The sequence below is a fragment of the uncultured Thiothrix sp. genome, from assembly GCF_937873765.1.
Classification (GTDB): domain Bacteria; phylum Pseudomonadota; class Gammaproteobacteria; order Thiotrichales; family Thiotrichaceae; genus Thiolinea.
Genome location: NZ_CALMZC010000038.1, coordinates 40,691 through 53,780, shown reverse-complemented (window position 1 = coordinate 53,780; position 13,090 = coordinate 40,691). Strand labels below are relative to the sequence as shown.

The 13,090-nt window shown below is 47.1% G+C and carries 14 protein-coding genes; 6 read left to right on the top strand and 8 right to left on the bottom strand.

Annotated features, from left to right (window positions below):
• From Q0307_RS10545 to Q0307_RS10530, 4 genes are all read right to left on the bottom strand, one after another.
• Nucleotides 1–1,041 (bottom strand): FAD-dependent oxidoreductase, encoded by a 1,041-nt coding sequence (locus Q0307_RS10545; RefSeq protein ID WP_298660305.1) that lies wholly within the window; start codon nt 1,039–1,041, stop codon nt 1–3.
• A 57-nt stretch (nt 1,042–1,098) separates the two neighbouring features.
• Nucleotides 1,099–1,530, bottom strand: coding sequence for a hypothetical protein (locus Q0307_RS10540; protein ID WP_298660303.1), 432 nt, complete (start codon nt 1,528–1,530; stop codon nt 1,099–1,101).
• Nucleotides 1,531–1,612: 82 nt separating this feature from the next.
• Nucleotides 1,613–2,488 carry a hypothetical protein gene (locus tag Q0307_RS10535; RefSeq protein WP_298660302.1) on the bottom strand — a complete coding sequence of 292 codons (876 nt, stop codon included), beginning with the start codon at nt 2,486–2,488 and terminating at the stop codon, nt 1,613–1,615.
• Nucleotides 2,489–3,064 carry a LemA family protein gene (locus Q0307_RS10530; RefSeq protein WP_298660300.1) on the bottom strand — a complete coding sequence of 192 codons (576 nt, stop codon included), beginning with the start codon at nt 3,062–3,064 and terminating at the stop codon, nt 2,489–2,491.
• A 195-nt stretch (nt 3,065–3,259) separates the two neighbouring features.
• Here Q0307_RS10530 and Q0307_RS10525 point away from each other — a divergent pair, with 195 nt between their 5' ends.
• The 5 genes from Q0307_RS10525 to Q0307_RS10505 all read left to right on the top strand — a co-directional run bounded on the left by Q0307_RS10525 (nt 3,260) and on the right by Q0307_RS10505 (nt 7,192).
• A complete protein-coding gene (locus Q0307_RS10525) occupies nt 3,260–3,466 on the top strand; it encodes an AbrB/MazE/SpoVT family DNA-binding domain-containing protein (protein ID WP_298660297.1) in 207 nt (68 codons plus the stop codon).
• Nucleotides 3,463–3,834, top strand: coding sequence for a type II toxin-antitoxin system VapC family toxin (locus Q0307_RS10520; protein WP_298660294.1), 372 nt, complete (start codon nt 3,463–3,465; stop codon nt 3,832–3,834). The genes Q0307_RS10525 and Q0307_RS10520 overlap by 4 nt, the downstream gene beginning before the upstream one ends.
• A gap of 47 nt (nt 3,835–3,881) precedes the next feature.
• Nucleotides 3,882–6,500, top strand: coding sequence for an SUMF1/EgtB/PvdO family nonheme iron enzyme (locus Q0307_RS10515; protein ID WP_298660292.1), 2,619 nt, complete (start codon nt 3,882–3,884; stop codon nt 6,498–6,500).
• Between the two features lie 169 nt (nt 6,501–6,669).
• A complete protein-coding gene (locus tag Q0307_RS10510) occupies nt 6,670–6,948 on the top strand; it encodes a BrnT family toxin (protein ID WP_298660290.1) in 279 nt (92 codons plus the stop codon).
• Nucleotides 6,935–7,192, top strand: a complete 258-nt coding sequence (locus Q0307_RS10505) for a BrnA antitoxin family protein (RefSeq protein ID WP_298660288.1) — start codon at nt 6,935–6,937, stop codon at nt 7,190–7,192. Before Q0307_RS10510 ends, Q0307_RS10505 begins: the two co-directional genes overlap by 14 nt.
• A gap of 18 nt (nt 7,193–7,210) precedes the next feature.
• Here the strand turns inward: Q0307_RS10505 and Q0307_RS10500 are convergent, their stop codons facing one another.
• Nucleotides 7,211–8,800 (bottom strand): peptide chain release factor 3, encoded by a 1,590-nt coding sequence (locus Q0307_RS10500; protein ID WP_298660286.1) that lies wholly within the window; start codon nt 8,798–8,800, stop codon nt 7,211–7,213.
• A gap of 160 nt (nt 8,801–8,960) precedes the next feature.
• Here Q0307_RS10500 and Q0307_RS10495 point away from each other — a divergent pair, with 160 nt between their 5' ends.
• The gene (locus tag Q0307_RS10495; protein WP_298660284.1) at nt 8,961–9,947 is read left to right on the top strand and encodes an SH3 domain-containing protein; all 987 of its coding nucleotides are present in this window, start codon (nt 8,961–8,963) and stop codon (nt 9,945–9,947) included.
• Nucleotides 9,948–10,005: 58 nt separating this feature from the next.
• On the opposite strand, the gene sodC is transcribed toward Q0307_RS10495, so the two are convergent.
• The 3 genes from sodC to Q0307_RS10480 form a co-directional block, all read right to left on the bottom strand.
• On the bottom strand, nt 10,006–10,533 hold the full coding sequence (gene sodC, locus Q0307_RS10490) for a superoxide dismutase [Cu-Zn] SodC (protein WP_298660281.1): 528 nt from the start codon (nt 10,531–10,533) through the stop codon (nt 10,006–10,008).
• An 81-nt stretch (nt 10,534–10,614) separates the two neighbouring features.
• On the bottom strand, nt 10,615–12,327 hold the full coding sequence (gene cysI, locus Q0307_RS10485; protein WP_298660279.1) for an assimilatory sulfite reductase (NADPH) hemoprotein subunit: 1,713 nt from the start codon (nt 12,325–12,327) through the stop codon (nt 10,615–10,617).
• The gene (locus tag Q0307_RS10480; RefSeq protein ID WP_298660277.1) at nt 12,327–13,061 is read right to left on the bottom strand and encodes a phosphoadenylyl-sulfate reductase; all 735 of its coding nucleotides are present in this window, start codon (nt 13,059–13,061) and stop codon (nt 12,327–12,329) included. Before Q0307_RS10480 ends, cysI begins: the two co-directional genes overlap by 1 nt.
• Between the last annotated feature and the right edge of the window lie 29 nt (nt 13,062–13,090).

Below are 13,090 nucleotides of genomic sequence, written 5' to 3'. Positions count from 1 at the left end.
TTAGGTCAGTACTTGTGCAACTAAGGCACGTACTGAACCTAAGCCGGTAGCAACCCCATTACTGCCGTGTCCTGCATTAATATACAGGCCACGAATCTCGGGATGCTCACCCATGAAGGGTTCATCATTTTCTGAGAACGACAGTAAGCTACTCCAATGATTATGGATCGGCAGTTCTTCCAAGTCGGGCATTAAGCTCACTGCCACTTCGCGCAATGCTGCCTGTGCTTGTTCACTTAGGGATTTCTCTAAGCCTTGGGAAGAAAATACCGAGCCACACACAATTCGACCATCTTTACGCGGAATCAGATAATAATCCTTATGCACAATCATGCGTTGTAGCGTCTGATTGGGGGTACGGAACATAATTGACTCTGCCAGCAAGGGACGTAATTGCAGCTCGCTATCTTGGACTTCAGCAAACGCACTAGTCCAAGCACCAGCCGTCAAAATCACTTTATGCGCTTTGAATAATTCATCACCAATATAAACCCCGCTTGCTTGCCCATTTACAATATGTAATTGCTGTACAGCGAGGTGCTGACTTACTAACACTGGACGCATGCGTAACATGGCGCGTAAAGCTGCATTTAAACGGGGGCTGCGGACTTGCGCTAATTCTGGAAAATACAAGGCTTGTTTAAAAGCGGAACTGAGATATGCCTCATTAGCTTTCAAGATATGCCCCTCTAACAACTGCAACTGATAACCCCAAGTCTCAGCCCAAGCTTGTGCTGCCTGCTGCTGACTGGTATCAGTAATCAGTAGGCCAGACTGAATCCATTGTGGATCAATGCCCGTTTCCTGATACAGACGCTCACACAAAGCCGGATAATGCTTTTGGCTATCCTTTACCAAAGCACTCACAAATGCGCTAGCCTGCCAAGGGTATAAAGGCGTGATTAAACCACCACCTGCCCAAGACGATTCTCGACCTAATTCGTTTTGGTCGACTAGCATAACTTTCAGCCCTGCATCATGCAGGAATAAGGCGGTCAGCATGCCTTTTAGGCCACCGCCTACAATGATGACATCTTTCATGCAAATCCTTCGGGGTTGACTACGCAGCAGTATATCAGCCCCGAAGCGAGGATTTGATTAAAACAGTTTGAATGGATGGTCGCGAGTTTGCTCGTTAGGTGTACCCGGATTAGTGAATAGACTAGGATCAGGCATCCCCGACTGATGGGTTGGTGGTGTTGCTGCTACTATCGTTCCATCAGGAGCAACGACCGTACTAGGTGTATTTTCACTCGAAGCTGCTGCACGTTTGCCTAAACCAAAAATATCCACGGCATTATCGCTGGTTTGCTCAGATAAATTATTGACCTGTGTAAACAAGGCAGGATCAGGCATAGGGTCGTCTTGTTTAACTCCAGCAGCGGTTGGAGTGGCTACGGCTACTGTGGCAGGTGTTTTACTAGGGCCACCGACATTAAAAAAACTTTGATCAATGGTACTGGTGTCTGCTTGAACTAAAGAACTGAGCAACACCGCCAGTAGAGAAGAAGACAGCAACAATTTAGACATAATGGCTTACCTATCAAGCGAATTAGGGCAAAGCGCCTATCGGGTTATTATACCGAGGAATCCACGCTGCAAGCCAATAAGCTTAAAGGCTCGCGCTATACATGATCAGCATTAAACCTAACCAAGCAGCACTATGCATCCACATCGCCCGTCGATAGCGATGAGCTAGACGTGCGGGTGGCAAATTAGTAATCATAAACAAGCGTCCACCGCTCGATTGCTCAATCACATGTGTGCCGACCGTGTGTTGCTCATCCAGAAAATCCTCTTGAGCGACACGAGCGGCTGTTTTACACACTTCTTGCCATTCCGCTTCATCCAAGCGCCCATTCCCATTGGTGTCATAAGTCTCTAGCAGGACTTTGGGTCTCAATTTCCAGCGAGCTAAGAGTTCGGCTATCCGCTGGCGCATTGGTTGATGATTATCCGCTTTAAGGGTGCGCATATCACCGAGGACATAAAGCTCTTGTCCGGGGTAAATAGCATGCAGCCAATCGAAATGGGTATCGGCAGGACTCGTAATAATCTCCGCCTGTCGTGGATAAAGTAGGCAACGCCCATACCCATCATCCAACACGAAGGGCTGATCTTCGATATACCCCGGAATCCACAAAGTGACGGGTAAATTAGCTAACCCACGGATCGCTTCACCCGTTGGTAGAAAAGCCCGCCCACGTAAAGACAGATAACCTTGAGCGCTATGATTAATAAACGAATGCGGCGTATCCAACATTAAGCGGTAGCGCTTAAAAAAACCAATTGCAAACCACAAATTCAAACCAGCGGGCAGCAACAACCAAATCGGCTCAGTTTTAAGTATCAGCAGATAGCAAAGCAGCAACCACAGCGGTACAAATTTAAGTTGCGCTGCAAAATTGAGTAGACCCGCACGCCGTAACACCGCCGCAAACTGATTACGTGCTACCTGCTCCCAATCAAAAACGCCAATGTCTTGCATTTAGGATTGAAAGTGTGCGGCTACATCCACATCCGCTTTTTCTGCACTTGAAAAGGTCATTAGGCGGTAAGGCTTAAAACTTAAAGGACGTGCAATCAGTAAATCAGGAAATTGATCAATGCGGATATTATTAATCGTGGCTGCATCATTATAAAACTCACGCCGATCCGCGATGCTGTCTTCTAAACTAGTAATTCGCCGTTGCAATTGTAAAAAACCTTGGCTGGCTTTTAATTCGGGATAAGCTTCGGCCACTGCAAATAAATTGCCTAAACCTATCCGCAATTGCTCTTCGGCTGCACCTAAAGCACCTAAGTCGCCGCTATTCATGGCGCTGGCGACTTGGCTGCGTGCCTCAATCACGTGTTGCAAGGTATCCTTTTCATATTTCATATGCTCTTTACAGACCGTGATTAGCTTTGGCAATTCTTCATTACGCTGCTTGAGCAGTACCGCAATATTACTCCAAGCTTTATCCGTATTATTTTTGAGCATCACGAGCTGGTTATACAGCGCGATACCCCAAAACGCGAGACCACCCAACAGGGCAAAAAAGATTAAAAGTCCGCTGGTCATAGCTTTGTTTTTATAATGCATTTAGGGAATTTAACAGTAGCAAATTGTTAGGAAGGAGGTCGCTAGAGCCGATGATTGGTGGATACTAGTTCGAGCTGTTTAGAGTAGAATGGTTTTACGTTTTTTATATTTTTGGTACTAACCAGAAAAACGTATTACACTAATCTAATCGATCTAAGGTATAAGGAGCTTTTTATGCAACTCGCGACTATCTCACCAAAATTTCAGGTAGTAATTCCCCGCGCCATTCGTGAGCCGATGGGAATTCAAGCCGGGCAAAAGCTACAGGTACTGCGTTATGGCAATCGCATTGAGTTGATTCCATTTAAAACCGCTAAAGAACTGCGAGGCTTTCTCAAAGGCATTGATACCACGGTTGAGCGTGAGGGTGATCGGGTATGAAAGTCGTGGATTCTTGTGGCTGGCTAGAATACTTCGCTGATGGTAAGAATGCTGAGCATTTCGCGGCTGCTATTGAAGATACTGAACAACTTTTGGTTCCCTCGATTAGCATTTTTGAGGTATTCAAACGCACCCTCCAACAAAGTGGTGAAGATGCCGCTCTGCAAGTTGTTGCCATTATGGCTCAAGGGACTGTCATAGATCTGGATATGTCGATTGCCTTGAGTGCTGCGAAATTATCTGTAGAGCATAAAATGCCGATGGCAGATAGCATTATTCTAGCGACTGCTCAGCAGTACCAAGCTAGGGTATTGACTCAGGATAATGATTTTGAAGGTTTGACAGGAGTGGAGTATTTCAAGAAATAGCCAAATTTGTGGTATTAATGGCTAGACTTGGGTTTGGAGTGTCTTGAATGCCGCAAGTGGGCTTATGTCGAATTTTATTAGTCTCGTTATTGGGCGGTTTAGCTTGGCTTTATCAAGATACCTTGCTGAGCCTAGTAAGCTGGTTTCAAGCTGCCCAAGGCGATGATGCGCTGGATACGGCGGATAAAAAAAGTAGTGTCCTCAGCCTCCTATTAGCGCTCGTGGTTTTATTGCTGGGTTGGTGGCAAGGCTGGTGTAAGTCTATCACCACTGCGCTACACCGTTTATTGACACCCAAGCCTGCTCGGCAATTAGAACAGCAGTATTTGCAAACACTGCTACAAGATAAGCGCCGCATTCCTTTAGTGATGCGCGGCTATGTTAGTCTGGCTGCTGATTTTTGTAAGCATTCGCAGCTCGATTTGGGTGAGTGGATGCCAACTTTATATAGGCATGAGCCTTATTTAATGGCTAAAGCAAAACCCACTGCACAAACTACTGAAACTCACACCGATTTACTACAAGCCTTTCGCCGTTATCAACGCGTGGTGATTTTAGGCGAACCGGGGGCGGGCAAAACCTTTTCCTTGTGGCGCATAGCGGCTGAATATGCGCAAGCTGCGTTAAAAAACCAACGCGCTCCGCTGCCCGTGGTGATTCCGCTGAATTTATGGACACAGCCTGAGCAAAGTTTAGAGGCTTTTGTGGTACAGCAGATGGGGGTTTTAGCGCAGGAGTTTACGCGTTTGTGTCACGAGCGGCGCTTGTTGCCCTTATTAGATGCTTTGAATGAAATTCCGCATGAGCAGCAAACCCATAAATTAGCGCAAGTACGCGCTTGGCTGGCTGAAGACTTTCCTTATCTGGTTTTGACCTGTCGGGAGCGCGACTATGCCAAGATGGAGCAACATTTAGACCGACTAACCCTAGAGCCACTCAAGCCCCCACAGATTCAGCGCTTTCTGCAAAATTACTTTGCGTTTTTTGCCCAACAAGGTCGCGGGCGCGGCCAACAGGATGCTGAGGCTTTGTTTTGGCAATTAGCCGGTACGGAAATGCAGCAAGCTTGGCGACGCTGGCACACGCATCGCCCTGACTGGGAAACTAGATGGCGGAATTTCTGGCGACCTTATACACCCGCCGATTGGCAGCACTTCTGGCGAGAGGCTGAACCAGAAGGTTGGTTTTGGGAAAACTATTGGTGGGATGACACTCGCCAGAGTCAGCTAAAAAATCCACGTAGTTTATTAAAGCTTGCAGTCAATCCGTATTTACTGAACTTGATTACCTTGCTGTATGCCGAAGCAGGGGCTTTACCAGCGAGTCGGGTGGCTTTATTCCAAACCTTTGTGCAGGCGCTGCTCGTCCGTGAGCTGCACGAGCAAGGCAAGCTCCAAGCTAAGGCTGAGTTACCGACGACGGACTTACTCGAAACTGAGCTACGCCAATTAGCTTGGGCTTTACAAACCACCAATGCTAACGAACAAGAAGCGCGCACCGCCTTGGATTATCTGGCCGCTACTGAATTCATGCCAGTGGCTCATTTAGAATTTGCTCAAGCCGCAAGTTTATTGGAAATTACCCAAGGTCAAGTGCGCTTTACACATCAACTCTTGCAGGAATTTTTCACTGCACAGAGCTTCAAAGAACATCGAGAACAAGGCTGGCAGGCAGAGCAAATCTGGCTAAAGGCGAATTGGTGGGAGACGAATGGCTGGGAGGAAGCCGCTAAGCTGGCGGCAGACTATGAAGCCGAGCCGCAAGCCTTGATGGAGTGGTTAGTGCCAGCCCAACCACTGCTAGCCTATGAAATCGCTGAACAGCTTAATAGTTTAGACCCTGCTTTATTCGCGCCCTTCCGCGCTAACTGGCAAATGGCTATCACGGATATTGAAAACTACCCCAATCCCCATGAGCGCCACGCACTCAGCACTTTACTTGGCCATTTTGCTTGGGATCAACGCTTCGGCATCGGTTTGGATGCACAAGGCTTACCAGAGATTGATTGGCTAGACATTCCGGCAGGAGAGTTTATTTATCAAGACGGGGAGGTTTTGAATTTGCCCAGTTTTAAAATCAGCCGCTACTTGATCACTAATGCCCAATTTCAAGCCTTTGTGCAAGCAGCGGACGGGTATGCTGACCCACGCTGGTGGCAAGGCTTGAAGCGGCCTAAAACAGTCCAGCAATCCTATTGGCAAGCAAGCAATCGTCCTGTGGAGCGCGTCGATTGGTATGAAGCTCTTGCCTTTTGCCGATGGTTGTCTTTTAAGACGGATTTAAATATTAATTTGCCGACTGAGCAACAATGGGAAAAAGCTGCACGCGGTACCGATGGGCGCGAATATCCTTGGGGAGTCGAGTTCAAATCTTCGTATTGCAATGCTGAGGATAATCTGGGTGAAGCCTCCGCTGTAGGCATTTATCCGCAAGGGCAAGCACCTTCTGGAGCGATGGATATAGCGGGTAACGTTTGGGAATGGTGTTTAAATAAAGTTGACTCGTCTGAGGTAATTACACCGGATTTATCAGAAAATTCTCGAGTACGGCGCGGCGGCTCTTGGCTCAATGCCTCTGTTAATTTGCGGTGTGCGGTTCGTTTCTGGATTCATCCTTCTCTTCGGAACGACAATCTGGGTTTTCGGATTGTGAATTGTCCCTGCTAGTGGTTGGCTGCTTTCTGCATACTGTCTTCTGCTGGTTAGCTTGCCTCAAGGGCAAGCGTATCCGCCGCGTAGCGGCGGCGAAAATTTTGTTTTTTTGGAATCCGCATTTGACAGCTTAAATAGTGTATATACAATAAATAAAATACAGACTGCAACGAGAATTAGCTAAATGCTCGAGTTTGAATGGGATGACACTAAAGCACTTATCAATGAGAAAAAGCATGGTATTAGTTTTATTGAGGCAATGAGCATTTTCTCTGACCCACTTGAGTTGACCATGCTTGATCCAGAACACTCTAAAGAAGAGTTTCGCTTTCTCAGTATCGGACGCTCGGCACAGGGTCATTTACTCGTAGTGTCTTATACCGAGCGTCAACCTGCAGCCATTCGCTTAATTAGTGCGCGTCCAGCCACTCGCCATGAAAGGAAACAATATGAACAAGCTTGAAGACATGAAAGCCGAATATGATTTTTCGGGGGCGGTTCGTGGTAAACATCATGAAGCTTATACACAAGGCACTAGGCTCGTGATTACACGCGGCCGCCCCAAAGCCGAAGTCACCAAAGAGCGAATTAGCGTGCGGCTATCCGCAGAGGTTACGCAATATTTCCGTGCAACGGGCAAAGGCTGGCAAACCCGTATGGATGAAGTCCTAAAAGCCTATGTCGAGCAACAGCGTAGCTCTGGCTAAAGCTCAGGCAGTGGCAACTTAGCCCGCCACCCCATGCTCCCGCGTCGAGTTGAATTTAATCTCTGGCCATTTTTCCTGCGCCATTTGCAGATTCACTCGTGTGGGCGCGATATACACCAATTCACCCGCATGATCATAAGCTAAATTCTGTGCAGCCTTGGTTTTGAATTCTTCAAACTTTTTCTCATTATCGGAAGAAACCCAACGCGCTGTGGTCACATTCACGCCTTCAAAAATCGCATCAACTTTGTATTCATCTTTCAAGCGTTGCATGACCACATCAAATTGCAGCACACCGACTGCCCCTAGAATCAGGTCATTATTCAGTAGTGGTTTGAAAAGCTGAGTAGCACCTTCTTCGCAGAGTTCCGCTAAGCCTTTTTGGAGTTGCTTCATTTTCAGCGGGTCTTTGAGCTGAGCACGGCGGAAGAGTTCAGGGGCGAAGTTCGGGATGCCTGTGAATTGCAGGTTTTCGCCCATTGTGAAGGTATCACCGATGCGAATACTACCGTGGTTATGAATGCCGATAATATCGCCCGGATAAGCATCTTCTACGTGCTCGCGGTCGGAGGCCATGAAAGTAAGCGCATCCGGGATTTTCACATCCTTACCAATCCGCACATGCTTGGCTTTCATGCCTTTTTCAAACTTGCCCGAGCAAACCCGCAAAAAAGCGATGCGGTCGCGGTGCTGCGGATCCATATTCGCCTGAATCTTGAAGACAAAACCGGTGAAGTTATCTTCATTTGCCTCGACTTTGCGTGTCGTGGTGGGACGCGCTTGGGGAGCAGGTGCATTCGCGACGAAATCATCTAGCAGCTCACGAATGCCAAAGCTATTTAAAGCCGTGCCGAAATAAACGGGCGTGAGTTTGCCATCTAAATAGTCCTGCAAATCAAACTCATGGCTCGCACCTTGGACTAATTCAATTTCATCACGCAATTCTTGGGCTTGCGTACCGATTTTCTCATCCAGTGCTGGATTATTGATGCCTTGAATTTCTTCGTACTCTTGGCGACGCTCAGTATCTGGCTTGTATAAAATCACTTTGTCTTGATAAAGATGATAAATGCCTTTTAAGCGTTTACCCATACCAATCGGCCAAGTAATCGGTGCACATTTAATTTTTAAAACGGTTTCGACTTCATCTAGTAACTCAATCGGCTCTTTGCCTTCGCGGTCGAGCTTATTAATAAAAGTCATGATGGGGGTATCCCGCAAGCGACAGACTTCCATCAAATTGATGGTGCGCTCTTCAACACCTTTGGCTACATCAATCACCATCAGGGCTGAGTCGACTGCGGTCAAAACCCGATAAGTATCTTCCGAGAAGTCTTCATGGCCGGGGGTGTCAAGTAAATTGACGATGTGATTTTTGTAAGGGAATTGCATGACCGAAGAAGTCACCGAAATCCCCCGCTCCTTTTCCATCGTCATCCAGTCTGACGTCGCATGTCGCCCTGCTTTGCGCCCTTTAATCGTACCCGCCAACTGAATCGCGCCCCCGAATAATAAGACCTTTTCAGTCATGGTGGTTTTACCCGCATCAGGATGCGAAATAATCGCAAAAGTTCGGCGGCGGGCGGTTTCTTTTAAGCGGTCGGTCATGATCTTAAGTCGAGCTAAGGTGTTGAAAGGGGTGGAGTATAGCGGAATTTCGTGGCTGAGGGCAGACTGTAGAAGCACGCCTCATTTAAAATGCAACCTAAGCACGTCTGCACAATCTATGTTAATAATAAGACTCCAAACCATTAGCGAGGGTAATCAGATGCGTTTCATTTTCAAAGCTTTAAGTGTGCTGGGTTTATGCTTAGCGGCTCAGCTCACACCCAGTTATGCGGAAACCAGTACAGCCTATCAAGCGCCCAAAATTATTGCTGGAACGGGAGTACGGGTACGAACCAATCCCGCCGTGTCAGCGGTTGAAGTAGGTAAGTTGCCGTTTGGCACGGTGCTGGTGACTCAACAACGCTCGTCTACTCAGTCCACGATTGGCGCTAAAAAAGATTATTGGTACAAGGTAAATACACCAGTTAAAGGATGGGTGTTTGGTGGTTTGCTACAGGATTATGATGCAAAAAATCCGGATAAAATTGCCGTACAGCTCATTCGTGGCAAATTAGGGAAAGCTGAGCAAATCACAGACAGTGGCATTCTCAATTTCAATGATGCACTGGAAGTCAGTCAGTTTGCCCAGCAAGCGGCTAATAAAGCAAAAACGCTTGATTTAGCAGGGGATTTACAACTCGCTTATCTGCAAGCGGTACAGCAAGGCTTGTCTGCTATTCCGATCAATCAGGAAAAGAAACTGCCGTATGCGCCTTGGATTAAATCTTTGGGTAGCTTAGTGTTTTATCACGAATTAGCAGGCGGCTATTATGTGGACTCACGCAGTTTCTGGAAGCTAGCAGATCGCTATAAGCAAGCACAAATCGGGGATGTGATTGCTTGGCAAGCGGCTCATGCGGCCTTAGGTGGCGAGTGTGAAGGCTTTATAGAATGTATGTCGTATCGCCTGCAAATTACTCAAGGTGAGTATCTAAAGCGCTATCCGAAAGGCCAATATGTGACTCCAGCCTTGAAAGAAATCAATGCAGATTTAACCTATATGCTTAAGGAAGCTCCTCAGCAAAAAGAAAATATCAAGGAAATCGACTTTGCGCTGTGGGATAAATTGCTCGCCCCAGTAGCTGCTAGCCCAAGCTTAGAGCAAACCAAACAGTATTTAAAACAAATCAAAGCTTTAGGCAAATAAAAGCTGATCGACCTTCCCTTATTCTGAGGGAAGGCTTCGAATATCCTACTTATAAAAACTATTTAATCACGCCACACACCATGCGCGCGCCACCACCGCCTAACAGGGCTGGGTGATCTGCATGATTATCCCCACCCGCATGAATCATTAAAGCGCGCCCACTTAAATCCGTCAGTTTTAAACGCGGTGCTAAGACTGGAGTGCTCACTTTACCTTCAGTATCCACATACAAGGCTGGCAAATCCCCCAAATGACCATCACCCCAAGGCAAACCATGCTTGCCAGTTTTCGCCGGGTCATAATGCCCACCCGCACCCAAAGCAGCGGTCATCTTGCCATCTTTTTCTTTAGGTTCACAGCTTGGATTTTCATGTACATGAAAGCCATGTAAACCAGCCGGTAAACCCGCTAAATTCGGGGTAAACACCAGACCATAAGGGGTTTCACTAATGACGACTTGGCCTAGCTCGCCCGCAATGCCTTTCTCATCAACCGCATTCATACTGACGGTCAAATCCGCTGCCATACTCGCAGCACTTAAACTTAACAATAAACCGAATAAACTGGAATGAAGTAAAGCTTTCACCTGTCAATCTCCACATAGTAAAAGCTTGTATGTAGCGGGCGACAGCTAGCTTGTCAATACAAGCTAGCTTTCTGTGAGGAATTAAGCAGCGGCGATTATGGTACGCTGGACAAAATCACCGAAGCTTTCTTTAGTGCGGCGCGTACTAGCAAAAGACGCAAATAAGCCATCGAGCGCACTTAGGATCGCTTTTTCATCCTGATTTTCACGATATAACGTGTTCAAACGATCACCATTGAAGCTCGCGCCCAAATACAAGTTATACCGCCCCGGAGACTTACCAATTAAACCAATCTCGCCTAAGACTGAACGCCCACAACCATTGGGGCAACCGGTCATGCGAATCTTGATGTCTTCTTGGCGTAAACTGTATTTATCCAGAGAAGCTTCCAGCTTGGTAATCAAATCAGGTAAATAGCGTTCCGCTTCAGCCATCGCTTGCGGGCAGGTATTTAAAGCCACACAAGCGATTGAATTGCGACGTAAACCCGAGAGATGACTCGCATCAGCCTCATAACCGTATTGCTTTAACAAGCCTTTAATAACGACTTTGTCTTCCGGCTTGACATTCACTAGTACCAGATTCTGATTGCCCGTCATGCGAAAACTGCACAGATTAGCCCGCGCTATTTCTAATAAAGCGGTTTTCAACTGTTGGGTTTCAGTATCCAGAATACGTCCGTATTCTAAGCGTAGACCTAAATGCCATAAGCCATCCGTCGTTTCGCTCCAACCAAAACGGTCGCCTGTCGTGGTGAACTCAAAAGGACGGATGGGTGTAAGCTCAAAGCCTAAGCGCGTATTCAGCTCTTGCTTAAACCAATCTAAGCCGTATTGATCAAGCGTGTACTTGAAGCGCGACAACTTACGATCTTGACGATTACCAAAGTCCCGCTGAATGCCAACGATGTGATAACACACTTTTAGCACTTGTTCAGGTGTGCAGAAACCAATCACTGACGCTAAACGCGCATAGGTATCTTCGCGCCCAAAGGTCATCCCCAAACCACCACCGACTGCCACATTGAAGCCTTGTAATTTGCCATTCTCAGCAATCGCAATCAGGCCAATGTCATTCGCGTACACATCCATATCGTTATAGGGTGGAATGGTAATCGCGATTTTAAACTTACGCGGCAGATAATGCTTACCATATAAAGGCTCGACCTCTTCCGCTTCGCCACCTGCAACTAACCGCCGACCGGCTGGCTCATCCAACCAAATTTCATGATAAGCACGCGAGCGTGGCAGTAAATGCTCACTGATCTTTTCGGCATACGGAAAAATCTCTGCGCTCAATGGTGAGAGACTCGGGTCAGGTGTACACATCACATTGCGGTTCACATCCCCGCAACCGGAAATACTATCCAAAGCTGCAGCATGCATGGCTTGGATGGTTTTCTTCATCTCAAACTTGATGATGCCGTGAAATTGCAGGGCTTGGCGAGTGGTAATCCGCATGGTGTGATTCCCGTAAGTATCACTAATCGCATCCATTTTTTGCCATTGTTCTGCGCTTAACTCACCACCCGGCACACGCAAACGAATCATGAAGGAATGGGCTGGTTCTAGCTTTTTCTCTTGGCGCTGCAAACGCACATCACGATCATCTTGCTGATAGAAGCCGTGGAATTTCACTAACTGTACATTATCTTCACTGACTGCCGCAGTAATCGGATTCAGAAAATCTTCGACTAAATTGCCACGCAGATAATCACTACGATCTTTAATATGCTCGACCGCCGAACCATTCGGCACAACAACATTCCACGCTTTAGGGCTGGGTGCAGTCATTAGGCGGCACTCCTTATTCCACTCACGGTTCCATCATGTAGGCCACATTCTTGGTTATGGCTTTCCCACCACCATCGACCGGCGCGCTCATCTTCACCCACCGATACTGCACGAGTGCAAGGCGCACAACCAATACTCGGGAAATACTGATCATGCAGTTTGTTGTAGGGTACTTGATGCTCTTTCACATGAGCCCATAAGTCTTTGGTTTTCCACTTCAACAGCGGGTTGAATTTCACTAAACTCCGTTGCGCATCCCATTCAAAAAACTTCATATTCGCCCGAAAACCCGACTGTGCCGCGCGTACGCCCGTAATCCAAACCTCAGCCCCAGCTAATGCTCGATTCAAAGGCTCAATCTTGCGGATATTGCAGCATTCTTTACGGTGCTCGACTGATTCGTAAAACGCATTAATGCCTTTCAAACTCACATATTGCTGAATTACTTCGGTTTGCGGATACATTACACGAATCGTTTTGCCATAATGTCTCACCGTTTCAGCGAGCGTATCGTAAGTTTCCTTAAAATTACGCCCCGTATCTAAGGTGAACACATCGACATCAAGATGATTACGGAAAATCGCATCAGTGATGACTTGATCTTCTAAACCAAGGCTGGTCGAAAAGGCAATACGTCCACTGAAATGGGCGCGTAAAGCACGCAAAGCCTCATCCAAAGCGAAGTGGGTGTAAGCGCTCTCTAGTGCGTGTAATTGTTCGTCATGTTGTGTCATGATTTTACTTCTATTGAGTCGAATGACGG